Source organism: Thiocapsa roseopersicina, from assembly GCF_900106925.1.
Lineage (GTDB): Bacteria > Pseudomonadota > Gammaproteobacteria > Chromatiales > Chromatiaceae > Thiocapsa > Thiocapsa roseopersicina.
This window is the reverse complement of sequence record NZ_FNNZ01000006.1, coordinates 82,257-99,935: the sequence shown is the minus strand read 5'-3', so window position 1 is coordinate 99,935 and position 17,679 is coordinate 82,257. Positions and strand designations below refer to the sequence as shown.

Genomic DNA, 17,679 nt, shown 5'->3' with positions numbered 1-17,679 from the left:
GTTGAGGTCCGCCGGTTCGGCTGGCCTCGAGCCTCCCCCGTCATCCGTGCAGTCGAACAGGTACGCCGCCATGCCCGAACAGCCTCGCTCCGAGATCGTCGACCGGCTGTTCGCCGACCTGCCGCAGGTCCATACCGAGCTCGGTAACCCCGAAGGCGGGGTGTGGCGCACCGATCGGCCCTGCTACGAATTCATCGCGGATCACTGCGAGCCTCGATCGCGAACCCTGGAGACCGGCCTTGGCTTGTCGACCATGCTCTTTGTTCTGCTGGGTGCCGAGCATACCTGCGTTGCGCCCTGGACATCGGAGATCGATGGCTTGTTGTTGCACTGCCGCGAGCGGGGAATTGCGACCGATCGCTTGACGTTGATCCAGGGCTTTAGCGACGAGGTGCTGCCGACCCTTCAACCAACCGAGCTGGATCTGTTCTTCATCGACGGCGGGCATGGTTTTCCGACCCCGATGCTCGACTGGTACTATGGTGCCGGACGCCTGCGACGCGGCGGAATGCTGGTGATTGACGACATACATTTGCCGGCCGTTCAGTTGTTGCTTGATTTCCTTGATGTAGATCCGCGCTGGCAATGCGTGGGCAAAACCCGAAAGTGGGCCGCATACGAGCGTCGCGGCGAAGGGACGCTGCGGGAAGACCACTTGGGCCAAGGATTTCTGAAACGCCGGGAGCAGTCGGAGCGAGCGTCGGACTAACGGCTGGACTTATTGCCGATCGTCCGTGCCGCCTCGGATTCTTAATGGGCATACGCCGGCTCGCCGGAATGCCGGTCTGGTTCGCCTGCATTGACCGTCGGGATCAATAGCGATGATGTCGGAAACCTCTCTACAGTATCTATGTATTGTGACCTACGGCCGCTCGGGCTCGACCTTGATTCAAGCGATTCTGAACGCCATCGATGGCTATTGTATTCGCGGGGAGAACAACTTGGCGCTTCTGCCGCTGTTTTGGAGTGCCATAAGGCTTGCCGACGCCAAGGTAACTTACTCGGAGAACAGCCAGTGCGGCAATCACCCCTGGCACGGGATCGGCGACGTCGACCCCGAACGCTATACGCGTCGTTTGATCGAGACGTTTCGGGACGAAGTCTTACGTCCTCCGCAGGGTTGCAGGGTCGTCGGATTCAAGGAAATCCGCTTTTTCGAGGTGGAGAACCTCGCGTCCTTCTTGGATTTCATTCGGACCGAACTGCATCCCTGCAAGCTGATCTTCAACACGAGAGACGCCGACGCGGTAGCGCGTTCGGCCTGGCACGCGGATGGTGATCCCGCGCCGATCGTATCCATGGTCCATCGCCTGGATCAGGTCTTTCATGCCTATCGATCGGAGCATCCGGACGACTGCTTCGTTTTGGAGTACGACGCGTACAAGAACGATCCCATGGCGCTTGAGCCGCTGTTCTCGTTTCTGGGTGAACCCTTCGATGTGCAGGCCGTTTCGAACGTCCTTATGCACCGCCTAAACCACTGAAACGCCTCTTCCGGGGCCAACGAGGTGCCGTGTCTCCGAGGTGATCGGCATCCGCCGCCCGTCTTGAGTGGACCCCTTGTTTACCTCCTCGCGGCGGCGATGAAAGGCTCCTCCTCTTTTCTTCCCATAAATAACATTTGTGCCGAGCCGAGATGGCCGAGCTCAAAGGATCCAAAGAAGGCGCTTGATGGGTTGCTGAATCCGGCACCGCGGATGGCGTCGATCAAATCCCAGCCGAAATGATAGAACGCCAGGCATCCGTCAGGTCGCAGGGGATCGCCGTGATACTCGGGCTCGGTGAGGTGCTCGATCGATCCGTCCTCGAGGATCCGCGCTCTGATCAGCGTTTCGGGAGCGTTCGGTCGGAAAGGTACGCTCAGCAGAAGTCTGCCGCCGGATCTCAGGACGCGGTGGAATTCGGCCAAGGCGGCGCGATAGTCGGGCACATGCTCAAGGACGTCGAACGAGAGGACGTAGTCGAAGCTGGCGTCCGCGAAGCTCAGACGAGTGACGTCTTCGTTGCGGATGCCGCGGTCGTCGACCGATCCGGAGCGCCGGTCGCTGCCGAGAAACTCGCTGCCGATGACGCGGGGATAGCGTTTGCGCAGCAACGCATGGAATCCGGTCGCCTGCTCGGTGATATAGATGTCGGCTTGTGGTCCGGGCCGGCATTCCTGCTCGAAGACGTTGATGGCGCCTCGCATTCGGTTGTTCAGGCCGCAGCCCGGGCAGGTCACCGTTTCACGCCAGTTCGGCGTCAGCTTGCCGTCGAGCAGATAGGCGTGAGCGAAATCGACCTTGAACCTGACGGTCTTGTCGCAGACATGGCAAAAGCCCTCGATCTCGGTGGCTTTGCCGCTGTCGATGATGCCTGCTTCAAGCGCCGACGGCTTGGTGTCCGAGTGGTCGGCGGTCGACGCGAATGCGCGGTATTCATCGAGGCTTGCGCAATGCGTGATCGACAGGATCGGGCTTGCGCTGCGGCGGCCGTGCGCGTCTTTCGACGGCGTTTCCCGCAAGGCCGTGGGTTGCGCTGCCAGGGTGCCGAGCTTGCGCTCGATTGTGCCTTGGATGCGATTGGCTCGAAAAGCGGCCGCATAGAACTGGTGAAGAAGCTCCGTCGTGATCGGATCGATGTGCAGGTCCATCCGCGCGCGCGCTTGAGCAAAGCGATCCAGATTACCCGCGGCCTTCATGAGATCGTCGAATCGGGGGGCGATCTGCGCCCATTCAAGCTCCGCATGATCGATTTGAGCCCACGCCTGAACGGACGGGTCCGGATGCAGTTGACTGAATGCCCAATTGGACTGGCCTTGTAGGCGACAACGTCTGCAAAAGTCCTCGAAGGAGAGGCTTCGGACCATGGAGCTGATGGCTGCTGCGTTGTAGACGACGCGAAGGCCGACCTTCTCGAGCCGGAAACCCAGCTCGATGTCTTCCGCGCCGAAACGAAAGACCGGGTTGAAAACCCCGTATTCGAGAAGAAAGCCGCGTTTGCACGATGAACGACCGCCCCAGAAATAGCTGAAGTCCAGGATCGACTCGTGCTTGATGTGCGGGTAGGAAAAAAGCTGACAGCCGACATCCGTGACATAGCGCATCAGCGGCGAGCGCGCCGGTTCTTCGGCCAGTCCGGTGTAGCCCAGCACCGCGTAACTGGGTTGCGCAAAGCGCTCATGGGTTTTGTGGTGCTCTTCGAGGCAATGCGGATCCAGGACGTCGTCGTCGTCGAGAAACGCGACGATCGGCGCCCTCGACAGGAAGAGGCCGTGGTTCTTGCCGCTGGCGAGCCCGGAATTCGCCTGATAGGCGTAACGCAGATGGAGCACGCCGGAGAAACGCTCGGCGACCTCGCGCGTATCGTCGGTCGAGCCGTCGTCGACGACGATGACCTCGAAACGATCAAGTCCGATCGTCTGCGCGCAGAGCGCGCCCAACGCCTGCCGAAGCAGCGGTGCTCGGTTGTAAGTACAGATGACCGCACTGATGAGCGGCTCCGGGACAGATGGGGCAAGCTGTGTCACGATCGTTCGTGCCTTATTGTGTGCTTCCGTGGCAAATCGCGCATACGATGCGCGCTCTGCGTGCCGATGGATGAGGCGATCGTCAAGGCGGTCCCGGTCGATGGCCGGCGTCATGCGCGGGGTCGGATTCGCGAAGCGGATAGGTCTCGAGCGCGACGAATGCCGCCGCATGACTCAGATGCACGCGATCGCTCAGAAACCGCTCCATGGCGGCGCTCGTTTCCGTGTAGTCGTAGGTGGTGACAGGCTTACGGAGTGCATGCCGCACGGGCGAGGCATCAATGACGCCGAGGCGACAACCGCCCGCGTCCAACTGGACGGGCCAAACGAAATCGAGCCCCCAACCCATCGGGGCTTCCTCGTCGAACGGGAGCAGGCGCGCAAAGCCATCGCGGCGCAGGGAGAAGACCGGACCGATCTCGACGAATTGCGTTTGCCGCGCCTCGACCCCGAGGAGTTGAGCCACGAAATAGTGATCGATGTAGCTGTCGTGCGTTCGAGCGGGCTGTGCCAAGGTCAGGTTATGTGCCGTTTGATAGGCGAGGAAGCGGTCGAGAAAGCCTGATTCCAGCTCGATGTCGTCGTCGACGACGACCAGGAATCGATAGGGGGAGAGGTCGATCTCGGCAAGCAGTCGATTGAGGATGCTGAATTTGGGCATCCGCTCGGTCATCCTCAAAACCGTGAGCTCGCCAAGTCCGTCGGGGATGTTTCCCTCGCCGACAGCTGCCCATCGCAGATCGATCTGCCATTGGTTCCCGGCGAGCAGATCTGCCGAGATCCGTGCTGCGTGGTTCGCGACGGACGGCAGATAGACGCCGAGGACGAGAACGCGGTTGTCTTTCGGCTCAGACATGAAACCCCGAGGTGTGATGGGCTTGTGCATGATGAGGGGTTGGTATTGTCAAGACGTCTTCAGCTCACAAGGGGCAGCAGCATGGGTAGAACAGCCTCTTTCGAGTAGTGGCGCTCGATCAGCTCTTGTCCGGCGGCCGACATTCGGTGCCAGAGCGAGTCGTCGGTGTAGAGCCGCAACACGGATTGCGCGAACCTGCGCGGATCATCCGCAATCAGGGCATCGATCTCGTTGGTGAGGCCCATGCCCTCGGCGCCGATCCGAGTGGTGACGACCGGGAGTCCGTGGCTCAAGCTCTGCCCGATCTTACCTTTCATGCCTGCACCGTGTCGCAGCGGCGAGACGAAGACGCGGCTCTGCTCGAACCAGGCCGTGACATCCGGCACGTAACCGACCGGATTCACCAGTGCGGACGCGAGCGCATGGATCTCCTCGGGCATGTCGCTGCCGATGATATTGAATCTGATCCCGGCTTGTTGTTCATGGATGAGCGGAAGGATGTCGCGGACGAAGTAGATGACGGCGTCGACGTTCGGTCTATGGCTGAAGCCGCCGATAAAGAAGAGATCCTGCCGCGCCGAGGCGGGTGTCACGCACGCGCAGAGCCGGTGTACATTCGGAAGGATCTCCACGTGGAGCTGTGGATCCTGCGCGAGAAGCGCTCGCTTCTCTTCGGGCGTGATGGCGATGGTGAGGTCGGCCGCCTGCGCGTTGGACAACTCGATCCTGCGATAGCGATCGGCCATGTTCGTCAGGCGTTCCGGATGGTCGTCGAACGGGATGCCCCGCTCGAAGCGTATCCAGTGAAGGTCGACGGTATCGTAGATGACCCGCGCCTTGACGGCGAACGCGCGCACGATCGGCAGATAGATCTCGGCAAGCTCGGGACGAGAGATCCAAACCGCGCGGTATCGACCACCGTTGCTGCGAAGATGTGAGATTGCGGCTTCGTGCCCGACGACGACGGAGATCCCGTTGCGCGTGAGCGCGCGCGCGTAGCTCGTGTCTTCGGCGGGGCGATCCGCGATGAAGTCGACCTCTTGATCGGCCTCGCGAAGGAGCTCCAGGATCATATGCATGCGGTAGGAGCCGGAGTCGCGATCCGGGGTGGGGGGCTTCCAGTCGATGACGAGGACGCGTTGCGGAGACACCTCCTGCGTCGGCAGCAGGGCTTCCCAGTAATGCTGCCAATGAATGCCGGATCCAGTCGCGGGCGGAGAGGCAATCGCGAGCGTATCGCGAGCCGATGTGCCGTCGGCCCGACCCGTTTCGATTGCGTCGGGACGCGGTAAACGCCCTTCGGCTGCACCCGCGATCACATAGTGGACCAGAGGATTCATGCATCGGGTGTCGGGATAGGTCGTCCGATACCAGAGGGTGTCGAACTCCGGGCCGGGATTACGTCCCTCGTCTGCGCCGAAGATGAGATAGTCCACCAGAGGATTGCGTCCGCTGGTGGCGACCTCGGGATACTCGCGCAAATACCATGCGGAATCGAAGAGCGGGTGAGGTCGGCGTCCTTCCGCCGCTCCCGCCGTAAGATAGTGATACAGCGGGTTGGCATCCAGGATGTCCGGATTCTCGCTTCGATACCAGTCGGTGTCGAAGAGCGGGCAGGGGTCGCGGCCCTCGAATGCACCGGCCTCGAGATAGTGTGCGAAAGGGTCGATTCCCGCCTCGCGCACGTCTGGATTGTGCTCCAGATACCAGGTGATATCGAACAGCGGATGTGGGTTCCGAGATTCGGTCCAGCCTTGGCAGACGTAGTGGATAAAGGGCGCGATGCCCGCCTGTGCGACGTCGGGATTGGTCGCGCGGTACCAAGCGCCATCGAACAGGACGTGTGGATCCATTCCCTGCGCCATTCCCCGCGTGACGAAATGGATCAGGGGGTTGGCGCCGGCAGTGCCGACATCGGGATTTCGCTCGAAGTACCAGGGAATGCGAAACAGGGGGTGAGGATCACACCCGCTGAGAGCGCCTTCCGCGATGAAGTGGATCAATGGATTGACCCCGGCCGCGGCGACCTCCGGATTTCGATCGCGATACCAGTCGATGCGGAACAGCGGATGCGGATCACGCCCTTCATCGGCGCCTTGCTCGATGAAATGGACCAAGGGGTTGATTCCGGCAGCCGCGACATCCGGGTTTTGTGCGAGGTACCAGTCGACATCGAAGAGCGGGTGCGGGTCCCGGTCCTCGTGGGTTCCGTTGCGGATAAAATCAGCCAGCGGATTGGCCCCGCGATCTGCAACCTCTGGGTTTTTCTCGATGTACCAGCGCGAGTCGAACAATGGGTGCGGATCTGTGCCGGATCGAGCCCCATGGTCAAGATAGTCCAGAAGCGGATCGAAAAGCGGATCCGGCTCGGTCTGCTTTCCCGCGGCGCTTCGGGCCAGATACCAGGCTCCGTCGAAGAGCGGATTCGGATCACGGCCTTCGCGCGCTCCGACGGCCAGCCAGTGAAAGATCGGGCGATAGCCGCAGAGCAGTACATCCGGGTAGCGCTGCGCGTACCAAGTCTCGTCGAATAAGCCGGATGCCAGAATGCGGCGTGCCCGCGCACGTCGCCGCAGCGCCTGCCGCCAGCTCAGGGTCAGTGTCCACCACGTGGCTCGGGCCACTGCGAAGGCCGCGCGGGTCAATCCGGGAAGGCGTTGTTCGAGGTGCATCAGCCGACCGTTCAGGGACCAGCTGGCGCTGGTCTGCAGGGCGGCCACTCTGGTTAGGAGCTTCTGTCTTTGGCTTTCGGTCGCGCTTGCCGTGTTCCTTGCTGCCGCGAGGGCGCGCTCGAGGCCTGCACCCTTGGCATCGCATGCGGACAGGATGCCTTTGAGCTCATGAATCCGTTCGCGCCCCGAGTCCAGCTCGGATCGTGCCGACACAAGTTGCGCCGTCGAGGCACGAAGCGACGCTTGGAGCTCCGTGATCGCCCTCTTGTTGTCGGCGAGAGTATCCGAGAGGGTGTCGGAAAGGTCATGGATGCGTGCCGACTGTTCGGCGTTGTCGGCCTCGAGCTTGCCGAGGCGGGCCTGACAGGTCGCGAGCGCCGCGGATAATCGGCCCAGATTCGTCAGCCGGCCGTCGGTTGCAACCTCCAAGTTGGCAATTCGCGTCTCGCGTGCCCTGAGCGTTTCCTGCAACTCTTCGACCGTCTGCTCGAGCGCGGCCTGTGCCGCCACTTTTGCCTGAAGGCTGTCCAGCTCGGACTGGACCTCGGCACGATACTGTCGCGAATCGTCCCTGGCCCGCGCGACTTGATGCTTGGTATAGCCTGCGATCGCGATGACCTGCTCAATCGACCAGCGGGCGCGCCAGCGGGCAAAAAACGTCGCCAGACTGCTTTGCAGCTCGGGGTCGGTCGTGCGGACGCCGAAACCACTTGTCGATGCAATCCGGTAGACGGCTGTAATCCGATCGACGTGGACAAAATTGGACCGCGTGCTGAGCTGGACCCAGAAATCCCAATCTTCGTAAACGTTTAAGGTTTCCTCGAAGCGCAACTCATCGTCGACCAAAGACCGTTCGAACAGAACCGCGTGGATGGGCAAGTAGTTCTCGATCAGGAGCCGCGTTGCATCGTGCGGTTCGTTGAAGACGTGAACGACCTCCCAATCGCCGGCCTCGTTGCGCCTCCGGCACTCGATTCCACAATAGGCGACACGCGCCGTGTTGGAGCGCTGAAGTGCCGCGACGAGGCAGGCGACATGGTCCGGCAGAAACCAGTCGTCGTCGTCCAAGAAAACGACATAGTGCCCGGTTGCGGCCATGATCCCGACATTTGCGGCAGCACCTCGGCCGAGATGCGCTCCGGTCGATGCAGTGCGCAACGGAAATTGTCCGCACCAGGGCTCGGGCATCAGGGTTCCTTGCCCCTCGACATCGACCAGGATGACCTCGATGTGTCGGTAGGTCTGGGTGGCGATGGAGTCGAGGGCATCGGCTAGCTCGGGCCGATTTGCGCTCCGAATCACGACGGAAACCAAGGGCCGGTCCGACGGACATTCGGTCCAGCTCTTCAGGCGAGTCGAGGTACCTGCGACCGGCCGGGATAGGTCTTCGGCTCGAACGAGCGTGAGCCCCTCGGCGGCTTTGACCGATTGGGGAAGCATGTATGCACGTAGCCTATTCAGCGCGGCGATCTGCTCGCACCTTGACTGCATGTCGGGTCGCGAGACGAAGCACGCCATCGCGGCCTGCTTGAGATCGAAGACGTCCGTGATATCGAGGAAATGGGTTGGTTGAAGCGGGACCTCGACCTCGTAAACCGCCAACACGCAGTCGATCGACATACGACGGACCGCCTCGCGGGCGATCATGCCGAGCACCGACCGCGTCGGATCCGGGTCGTAAACGGATGGGGCGTACACGAGCCTTGCTCCGGTTTCGGCGACGAGCTGTGCGAGTCGGCTCACCATTCTTTCGCCATACTCGATCGCCGTTGGTGATTCTTTCCAGAACAACGGCTTGTGATACTCAAGGACTTGAGCGGCCGAGTGACATTCGGACTCGAGGTTGCGCCTCATCTCCGCCTGTACGACCGGATCGGAAACCCCGTGATAGCCATCCGTGACGACCAGGACGTGAACGTCCTCCCCCGCCTCGGAGTGTCGCCGACAGGCGCCGCCGCAACCGAAGACCTCGTCGCCGGGCGAAGCGGCGACGACGAGTACGGAGCCTGAGCCCAAGATTGCCGCCGATGAATCCGGAAAAAGGGCCTGAGGCAGGTTCGTCATCATACAGAATGAGGGTGTTCGAGCGATCAAGTAGGCTGGTTTCAGCCGCGTCAATGGGCTCGGCAGCTGATCTCGGTCGACTCGCTTATGGGGCCCGGCGGTCGGCCCCTTTGGGCCGTGTCGATTCACCGGGTGTATGGTTCTTCTCGCCGCCGCTGCGCTCCGGGACCGGGAGCGTCCAGGCGGTCTCGAGCTAGGCGGCGTGACTGAGGTCGCATAAGCCGCCAGCGAGGATGATACGTGAGAACCGCTTCCGGGTGCTAATCGCCGACGGCGGAACCTGTCGGCGACCTCGGCCGAAGGGAACGCTGCCCGCGGCCTTGGGTGACGGGGCAACAGGGGGCAAGATCAATGCTGGTTTGTCTCACCCCTGCTGTTAAGATACCGGGGCTTCGGCAAGTGATCTCCGCGTCCTCGGGCCGATCCCTTTTCCACTTGTTTCGGCCTCGGCAGTCGCCGGTGCCCGCAGCTCCCGTTCGTTCGGAATCGTTCGACCGAAGCGGATACAGCAGCCGCGCGGGAGCATCGATGCGGTTCGGGATCCGATCATTTCTTGAGTTAAGCCCTAACCGTTTTCGTTTTCTCGTCGACATGAAAATCCCTCGTTCCCTGCTCGTGATTCCCTTCCCTCATCCAAGAGCGATCGTAGGGCGAAGCCTGCGTGCCATCTATCACCGACTGCCGCTGACGCCGAGCGGGCGGTCATTCCTCAAGTCGGCCTCGTATCGCTTTTTGTCCCCCCTTATCGAGGGCACTGCCAGCTATCGCCACTGGCGGGAGGAACAGCAGGCCAAGGACGACGTGGAGGTCGATGTCGACCTCGACCGGGAGGAGCGGATCTCGACGATCACTCCGCCGCAGATGTTCCCGGTGCCCGACGCGGGGCTCGTGGAGGCCGCTGCCGGTCTCGTGTTGCCGTTCGCCGAGGATCCGGAAGTCACCATCCTGATGCCGGTTCACAATCAGGCCGGTTTCACGTTTTGCTGCCTACAGTCGATCGCCGCTGTGCCGCCGCGGGCGTCGATCGAGATCATCGTGATCGACGACGCATCGACGGACGAGACCCCCGAGCTGCTCCGGTCCGTGAGCGGAATCCGCTACCTGCGGAACGACCCCAACCGGGGTTTCCTGTTGAGCTGCAACCGGGGTGCTGCTTTGGCGCGCGGCCGTTACCTGCTTCTGCTGAACAACGATACTCAGGTTCAGGCGGGATGGCTCGATGCGCTGCTCGACGTCTTCAAAGAGGAGCCCGGTACAGGTATCGCGGGCTCCAAGCTCATTTACCCGAGCGGCCACCTGCAGGAGGCGGGCGCTGCGCTCAAGCGAGACGGCCGTGTCGAGTTGATCGGGCTGAATCAAGATCCCGCGGAGCCGATCTATAACCGGCGCCGACGGGTCGATCATTGCTCGGGGGCGAGTATCCTGATCGAGAAATCGCTGTTCGACCGTCTCGAAGGATTCGACGAGGTCTATGCGCCGGCATACTATGAAGATTGTGATCTCTCGTTGCGTGTGCAGTCCCTCGGCTACGATGTGGTCTACGAGCCCAAATCGGTGGTCGTGCATCATCTGAGTGTCTCGACGAATGCCCGGCCGACCGAAAAAATGGCGCGCATTGCCGCCAACAGCGCGATCTTTCTCGACCGCTGGCAGGCCACGCTCGATGAGCTCGATGCCGTCCGGCTCATTGCGTTTTTTCTGCCGCAGTTCCACCCGATCCCGGAGAACGACCGTTGGTGGGGTAAGGGATTCACCGAGTGGACCAATGTGACCCGCGCAAGGCCGAACTTTGCCGGGCACCAACAGCCGCAGCTTCCGGCCGATCTTGGCTTCTATGATTTGAGGCTCGCCGAGACGCGCCAGGCTCAAGCGGATCTGGCGCGCGACTACGGTATTCACGGTTTTTGCTACTACTATTACTGGTTCGGCGGTAAGCGCTTGCTGAACCGACCGCTCGACGAGATCCTTGCATCCGGTCAGCCGGATTTTCCCTTCTGTATCTGTTGGGCGAACGAGAGCTGGAGCCGGCGCTGGGATGGGCGCGAGTCCGATATCTTGATGGCCCAGCAGCATTCGGAGCCGGATGACCTGGCATTCATTCGTCATCTGCAGCCGCTGCTGCGGGATCGGCGCTATATTCGGATCAACGGACGTCCATTGATCCTCATTTACCGGATCGAGTTGTTTCCCGATCCTGCCCGCACTGCCGAGGTTTGGCGCGAGTATTGTGCTCGGGCAGGGCTGGGCGAGCTCTTCCTCGCCTGCGTTCAAAGCTTCGGGTTGACCGCCGATCCACGGGATTTCGGGTTCGATGCGGTGGTCGAGTTTCCGCCGCATGACCTCTCTGTCCCCGTAGACCCGCAGCCGCCAATGGATAATCCGGATTTCACCGGCCGTGTCTATGATTATCGGGCCACCGCCGAGCGCTTCATGCAGCGACCGCTACCCGAGCATCGTTTCTTTCGTACGGCGATGCCGAGTTGGGACAATACCGCACGTCGACAGGACGCCGGTACGATCTTTTTGGGCTCGACGCCTCGACTCTACGAGCATTGGCTTTCGACGTTGGTCGAGCAGTCGAGACAATTGAATTCGCCGGGTGAGCGGTTTGTCTTTGTCAATGCGTGGAACGAGTGGGCAGAAGGAAATCATCTCGAGCCGGATCTGCGTTACGGTCATGGCTATTTGGACGCAACGCGTGCCGCGCTCGGAGGGCTGATCCCGCTACGACCTGCGTTAACCCGTGAAACCGCCGTGACGGAAGTCTCGGCGCGATCGACATCTTCGGGCCGAGTCGGGGCATGTTGATCAGAGTGCGTCATATGCTCGCACACCCCGATGGATTCGTTCCGGCGATCAAGCGGCTTTTCACGGCTGCTCGGGTTCGAGTGGACGGGCGCCTGCGCGATCTGCTCCGTAATCATCGGAACCGGCGATTCGGCAGTGAGTCGCCCTTGCCGATAACGCCGCGTCCCGAGCCTAGGGAATCCGGCTCGCGCCGTCGTGTCTCGCGCGCAATGATGGCGCCGGGAGCACTGCTGATCGGGCATCCGTATGCGGTGCTCGGGCGGGCGGAGGATATTCGCACCGCGGCGTCGGCCTTCGATGCGGCTGGCGTTCCGTTCGCGATGCGAAATCTCTATGGTGACTATGGTCGGGAGATGGCCGCAATGCACAAGGACTTCGACCTGATGCACCGCGAGGATGCGGCCGCGGTCTATCGTGCAAACATTCTTGTTCTGAATGCGGACGAGATGGACAAGGCGTGGGAGTATCAGGGCACGAGTCTTGAGCGCGGAGCTTACAACATCGGGTATTGGGCATGGGAGCTGAGTCACCTTCCGGATGCTTGGCTGCCGGCATTAGATGGCTTGGATGAGATTTGGGCGCCCTCGCGTTTCATCCAGCAGGCGGTTGCCGACAAGGCGGATTGCCCGGTCGTCTGGATGCCGCTTGCAGTCGAGCATCGACAGACCGAGGTTGCGAGTCGCGAAGCCCTTGGGTTGCCGGATGACCGATTCCTCTTTCTCTTCTTTTTCGATTTTCGCTCCTTCGTGAGCAGAAAGAATCCCATGGCAGTCGTTCGGGCGTTTGAGCAGGCTTTTGCAAGCTCCGACGAGTCGGTTGGTCTTGTGATCAAGACAAACGGCATGTCCGAGTGCTCGGATGCATACGAGGCATTCAAGAGCGGTGACGTTACGAGCGACCCGCGTATTCTTTGGATCGATCGTGTAATGGACGACCGCGAGATCAGATCGCTCGTGAATGGATGCGATTGTTTCGTTTCGCTTCATCGCTCCGAAGGTTTCGGCCGCGGTCTCGCGGAAGCCATGTTGATGGGTAAGCCTGTCATCGCGACTGGATATTCCGGAAATCTCGATTTTACGAATGAAGAGAACTGCTGTCTGGTCGATTATGTCCTGGTTCCGGTCGAGGAGGGCGAATATCCGTTCGGCGCGGGTCAGCTCTGGGCCGAGGCCGATGTCGAGATGGCCGCGGATTTTATGCGCGCCTTGGTGAGCGATCCCGCGTTTGCTCGCGAGAAGGGGGAGGCCGGTGCGCGATACATTCGTCGATATCACAGCTTCGCGGCAGTCGGTGCGCGCTACCGTCGGCGTCTCGAACAGTTGGGCTTGGTCGAGCGGTCGAATGGGTGATACCCGGGTCTGCACGATCAGGGATGGCGATGTGGCAGGCGAGGGCTGTCCGCGATTCAAGCATGGCTATTCGCGATAAGATTGGCCGGGGTTCCGGATCTTTTATCAAAGAGGCGCTGGTGCAATGGACAAGCGCTGCCGGACGTCGCGTGCGCGGTTTTTATCGTCTGCTTCCTCTTGGAGAGACCCGACGCGGTCGTATCAAAGCGGTCGTCAACGCCATTTGGCTGCCGCTGTCGAAATTGTTCTGTTCCGGAGATCCGAAATGGTCGCAGGTTCTGCCTGACTGGCACTCGGATTGGTCTTCCCTATTCCCACCGATTGAAACAGCAGATCGCCGTATCCTGGTGATTGACTGGAAGGCGCCGACGCCGGATCGGGATTCGGGCTCGTTTCGGATGCGGATGATCTTGGATCTGATGGCCGAGGCGGGCTGGGCCATTGATTTCATCGGCGATCGTCCTGCCGAGTCTCTCTCCTACGAGACTTCACTCAAGGAACGAGGAATCCGGGTGATCGTCGGTCAAGAGTCGGCGTTGAAGCATCTGATCCGCCATGGCGGGAGCTACCAAACGGTTTGGATCTCGCGCCCGGAGATTGCCGAACGCTATTTGCCTATGGTGCGCTCCTTGATTGTTCAGGCGCGTGTGATCTACGACACCGTCGACCTCCACTGGATTCGGTTGCGTCGGGGCATTCCTTTCAGCGATAAGCCTGAGAAGGTCCGCAGAGACGCCGAACGGTATCGAGAAATCGAATTGTGTAATGCGCGATGTGCGGATTTAACGATTGCCATCAGCGACGATGAAAAGTCAGCGCTCCTGAACGAGGTACCGGGGCTTGCTGTTGCAGTGTTGCCCAACATCCATACGATCTTCCCTTACGTCGAAGCGGTCTTGGCGCGATCCGATCTGTTTTTTATCGGCAGCTTTAATCATCCTCCGAACGTCGATGCCGTGTTTTATTTTGTGAGGGAAATCTTTCCTCTGATCCTCGAGCGAGTGCCCGACGTGCGTTTTCATATTGCGGGCAGTGACATGCCGTATTCGGTGCGGGCGCTTAAGTCGAAAAGGATCAATCCGCTAGGGTACGTTCGAGACGTGACGCCATGGTTCCAGCGAGCGCGTGTCTTCGTTGCGCCATTGAGGCACGGGGCCGGAATGAAGGGGAAGGTCGGTCAGAGTCTTGCCTTTGGCTTGCCGGTCGTCACGACGAGCGTCGGCGCAGAGGGCATGGGGCTGGTCCATGAGATCGACGCTTTGATCGCGGAGGATGCCGGGGGCTTTGCCGAAGCGGTTATTCGTCTCTACTCGGACGACACCCTCTGGCAGCGCATCTCCTGCGGAGGGCAAGATCTTATGAGGCAGCACTTTTCGAAGGAAGCAGTTGGACGTGTCCTGACGCCTGTACTTTGCTCGAATCACTAGCGGCGAGTCAACGGACGTGAAACCACATGAAGCGACCCAATCGTTACCTCTGATCAGTGCGATCGTGCGTGTATCGGACAGCTCGGATGCAGTCAGTCCGTCTTTGGAGGCACTCCGTGCACAAAGTCTCGATGTCGGTCGATTCGAGGTCTTGGTCGTCGATGATGGCTGCACGGATGAAATGTGGACCGGAATCGAGGCAACCTCGTCGGCGCTTCACTTCCAGTGCGCGCGATGGAAGGGCGGTGGGATTGCTGGCTGGCGAAATCTGGGATTGTCCTTGGCCCGGTCGCCCATCGTGCTTTTCATCGAGGAAGGCGAAGTGCTGGATCCAGCATGTTTGGAGGAGCACTATCGTGCCCATGAGGAGCACCCGCAGTCGCACTTTGCCGTCCTCGGTTATACTGGCTTGCGTGGCGAGGCGGAGCGCTCCCCACTCATGCGTTATCTTGCCGAGGCCGAACGGCGGGATATCTGCTGCGTCGACTCGCTGGAGTCGTGCGCCGGTGATGGCCCCGGGTTTGGTTGCCGGCTGCCCTCCTTTAAGCGGCTTTACCTCCTTGATCACGGAGGGTTCAACCCTGTTTTTCCGGTCGGTACCGAAGCGCGCGAGCTTGGAATCCGACTGAGTCGAGCCGGTCTGTGCGTGGCTCGGAGCGCCGGCGCAGAAAGTGTCGTGATCCGACCGTGCAGTCTCGAAGAAGTCTGCACGTATTGCTATTTGCAGGGGCGGGCCGATTGGCTACTCGCTCGGCTATATCCGGAGCAAGATGCTGTGACATGGGCGCGCCTCGATAGTGTCGAATCGGAATGGATGGCGATCGCGCCGCTTTTTCCAAGCGTTATGAAGTCAGCTCGAGAGCTGGATCGGTTTGCTCGCGAGCGATGTCGGGCTGATCTCCCTTTGGATGATCTGACGACGCGTCTTCTTCATCGTGCCTATGCTGCTGCTTTACGCGCAAACCGTATTCGGGGAGTGTTCGGCGCGATGTCGGAGGCGAGACTCGATTCCACTCCGCCGAGCTTGCCGTGCACTGAAGCCTAAGTATGAAAATCCGATCGCTCTTTGCGCTGCCAATCCCGATGAATAGCTTTAAGTTTGAAGCGCTTGAATCCGTGCGGTTTCTGGAAAAAACTCATGATATCTAGCACCACTAAAGTCCAATCGCCCCTGATTCAACAGCTTCGCCATGGACTGGAGCCGGAGCAGTTCAAGAACGCCTGGCTCGATATTGTCGAGGGTTGGCGCCGTCGCGAGCTTTGGGCAACGCTCGGACTTCACGATGTGCGCCAGCGCTACCGGCGCTCGACGCTCGGTCCGTTCTGGATCACGATTTCCATGGGTGTCATGGTCTTTGCTTTGGGGCTTCTATACGGACAGATCTTCGGCCAGGAGCTGCATGAGTATCTTCCGTTCCTGGCTGCAGGTTTCGTGATCTGGGGCCTCCTCTCCGAGATGATTTTAGGTGGCTGTTCGACCTTTATCTCTGCCGAGGGCATGATCAGGCAGCTCAATGCGCCCGTGTCCATCTATGCCTATCGTGAGGTTTGGTCGGCGGTGATTGCATTCGCCCACAATATCTGGATTTTTTTTGCGGTGGCTTGGTGGTACGACGTGGGTCTGAGCTGGAATGCGCTCTGGGTGCTGCCCGCGGTCTTGATTCTTCTGATCAACGGTTTCTGGATGTCGCTCTTCTTCGGTCTCTTGAGCGCGCGTTTTCGGGATGTTCCTCTCATCATCGGCAGCGTCGTCCAAGTGCTCTTTTTCATGACTCCGGTGATCTGGCGGCCGGAGATGTTGCCGGATCGCGCCTTATTCCTGCAGCTCAATCCCTTCTATCACATGGTCGAGATTCTCCGTGCGCCGATGCTGGGCCAAACACCTGCCTTCGAGAATTGGCTGGCGGTCTTGCTCATCGCGGTCTTCGGGTGGGCGATCACGCTCTTTTTCTACTCCGCCTACCGCTGGCGGATCGCCTACTGGGTCTGAGGATAGGGACGATGGCATCGATCACGCTGGAACAGGTTTCGGTCTCCTTCCCGGTCTATAGCTCGGCGACGCGATCCATAAAGAATCGTTTGATTCAGAGCGCGACCGGGGGGCAGATTCGCTCGGAATCGGGCTCGGATCGGATCTCGGTCGTACAAGCATTGCAGGACATCAATCTCCGTCTCGAGAGTGGCGATCGAATCGGGTTAGTCGGTCACAACGGCGCAGGCAAAACGACACTCCTGCGCGTGCTCGGCGGTATCTACGAGCCGAACGAGGGGCGTGTATCCATCAAGGGCTCGACCGTGCCCTTGTTCGATATCAGTCTCGGCATGGATCCTGAAAGTACCGGCTACGAGAACATCGTGCTCCGCGGGCTCTATCTGGGCCTGAGCCGCTCCCAAATGCGGGCGCGATTGGAGGAGATTGCCGAGTTCACGGAGCTTGGAGATTTCCTCAACCTGCCGATCCGCACCTATTCCGCCGGGATGCGGATGCGCCTCGCCTTTGCCGTGTCGACCTCGGTCGCTCCAGACATCTTGTTGATCGACGAGGGTATCGGGGCCGGTGATGCGGCCTTCCTGCAAAAGGCGAGTGAGCGCTTGAAGCTCTTTACGGAGCAGGTCTCCATCATCGTACTCTCCTCTCATTCCGAGGCGTTGATCTCGAAGATGTGCACCAAGGCAGTGCTCATGGAGCACGGTCGCGTGGTCGGGGCAGGGACGACCGCGGAGGTATTGGAGCAGTACAGGGAGTCACGCGATGGGCCGTTGAAAGCTCCGGAGCCCGAGGCCGAAGCCTCTCGGGAGCCGGAGACCCAACCGGAGCAGGCCGGCGTGACGGCGTTGGGGGGGGCGTCTTCCGAGGGCACGCCGGAGGAGCGCGCCGACTGGGCGGATCGGACTGCTCATCTGCTTCGCGAGCGCCGCTGGCAGGATGTCGATTTGGACCGTCTGGTCAACGAGGTGGAGTCATTGGCGCACCCTCATCCGCGGACGCAATGAG

Annotated in this window: 11 protein-coding genes; 8 read left to right on the top strand and 3 right to left on the bottom strand. The window is 60.5% G+C overall.

Features of this window, described 5'->3' with window-relative positions; translation table 11 throughout:
- Window positions 1-70: 70 nt before the first annotated feature.
- Both BLV04_RS08585 and BLV04_RS08580 read left to right on the top strand, forming a co-directional pair.
- A complete protein-coding gene (locus tag BLV04_RS08585) occupies window positions 71-709 on the top strand; it encodes a class I SAM-dependent methyltransferase (protein ID WP_093030066.1) in 639 nt (212 codons plus the stop codon).
- 112 nt (window positions 710-821) lie between these two features.
- On the top strand, window positions 822-1,484 hold the full coding sequence (locus BLV04_RS08580; protein ID WP_139191886.1) for a sulfotransferase: 663 nt from the start codon (window positions 822-824) through the stop codon (window positions 1,482-1,484).
- A gap of 80 nt (window positions 1,485-1,564) precedes the next feature.
- Here BLV04_RS08580 and BLV04_RS08575 read toward each other — a convergent pair whose 3' ends face one another.
- The 3 genes from BLV04_RS08575 to BLV04_RS08565 all read right to left on the bottom strand — a co-directional run bounded on the left by BLV04_RS08575 (window position 1,565) and on the right by BLV04_RS08565 (window position 9,052).
- Entirely contained in the window at window positions 1,565-3,508 is a 1,944-nt protein-coding gene (locus BLV04_RS08575) for a glycosyltransferase (protein ID WP_217633676.1), read from the bottom strand.
- A gap of 82 nt (window positions 3,509-3,590) precedes the next feature.
- Window positions 3,591-4,364: a hypothetical protein gene (locus BLV04_RS08570; RefSeq protein ID WP_093030060.1), complete on the bottom strand. Its 774-nt coding sequence runs from the start codon at window positions 4,362-4,364 to the stop codon at window positions 3,591-3,593.
- A gap of 59 nt (window positions 4,365-4,423) precedes the next feature.
- Entirely contained in the window at window positions 4,424-9,052 is a 4,629-nt protein-coding gene (locus tag BLV04_RS08565) for a glycosyltransferase (RefSeq protein WP_175534550.1), read from the bottom strand.
- A 780-nt stretch (window positions 9,053-9,832) separates the two neighbouring features.
- On the opposite strand from BLV04_RS08565, the gene BLV04_RS24860 reads away from it, so the two are divergent.
- From BLV04_RS24860 to BLV04_RS08535, 6 genes are all read left to right on the top strand, one after another.
- Window positions 9,833-11,908, top strand: a complete 2,076-nt coding sequence (locus tag BLV04_RS24860) for a glycoside hydrolase family 99-like domain-containing protein (RefSeq protein ID WP_217633675.1) — start codon at window positions 9,833-9,835, stop codon at window positions 11,906-11,908.
- Complete coding sequence (locus BLV04_RS08555) at window positions 11,902-13,257, top strand: glycosyltransferase (protein WP_245731802.1); 1,356 nt, start codon at window positions 11,902-11,904, stop codon at window positions 13,255-13,257. The genes BLV04_RS24860 and BLV04_RS08555 overlap by 7 nt, the downstream gene beginning before the upstream one ends.
- Before the next feature lie 62 nt (window positions 13,258-13,319).
- Window positions 13,320-14,684 (top strand): glycosyltransferase, encoded by a 1,365-nt coding sequence (locus BLV04_RS08550; RefSeq protein ID WP_175534548.1) that lies wholly within the window; start codon window positions 13,320-13,322, stop codon window positions 14,682-14,684.
- A gap of 16 nt (window positions 14,685-14,700) precedes the next feature.
- On the top strand, window positions 14,701-15,729 hold the full coding sequence (locus tag BLV04_RS08545; protein WP_175534547.1) for a glycosyltransferase family 2 protein: 1,029 nt from the start codon (window positions 14,701-14,703) through the stop codon (window positions 15,727-15,729).
- A 93-nt stretch (window positions 15,730-15,822) separates the two neighbouring features.
- Complete coding sequence (locus BLV04_RS08540; protein ID WP_093030050.1) at window positions 15,823-16,674, top strand: ABC transporter permease; 852 nt, start codon at window positions 15,823-15,825, stop codon at window positions 16,672-16,674.
- Between the two features lie 11 nt (window positions 16,675-16,685).
- Window positions 16,686-17,678: an ABC transporter ATP-binding protein gene (locus BLV04_RS08535; RefSeq protein ID WP_093030049.1), complete on the top strand. Its 993-nt coding sequence runs from the start codon at window positions 16,686-16,688 to the stop codon at window positions 17,676-17,678.
- Window position 17,679 lies beyond the last annotated feature (1 nt).

What these genes read in the sequence shown, in the direction of transcription:
- BLV04_RS08585 (WP_093030066.1), top strand. Translation starts at nt 71, where the DNA reads ATGCCCGAACAGCCTCGCTCCGAGATCGTCGACCGGCTGTTCGCCGAC.
- BLV04_RS08580 (WP_139191886.1), top strand. Translation starts at nt 822, where the DNA reads ATGATGTCGGAAACCTCTCTACAGTATCTATGTATTGTGACCTACGGC.
- BLV04_RS08570 (WP_093030060.1), bottom strand. Translation starts at nt 4,364, where the DNA reads ATGTCTGAGCCGAAAGACAACCGCGTTCTCGTCCTCGGCGTCTATCTG.
- BLV04_RS08555 (WP_245731802.1), top strand. Translation starts at nt 11,902, where the DNA reads ATGTTGATCAGAGTGCGTCATATGCTCGCACACCCCGATGGATTCGTT.
- BLV04_RS08550 (WP_175534548.1), top strand. Translation starts at nt 13,320, where the DNA reads ATGGCTATTCGCGATAAGATTGGCCGGGGTTCCGGATCTTTTATCAAA.
- BLV04_RS08540 (WP_093030050.1), top strand. Translation starts at nt 15,823, where the DNA reads ATGATATCTAGCACCACTAAAGTCCAATCGCCCCTGATTCAACAGCTT.
- BLV04_RS08535 (WP_093030049.1), top strand. Translation starts at nt 16,686, where the DNA reads ATGGCATCGATCACGCTGGAACAGGTTTCGGTCTCCTTCCCGGTCTAT.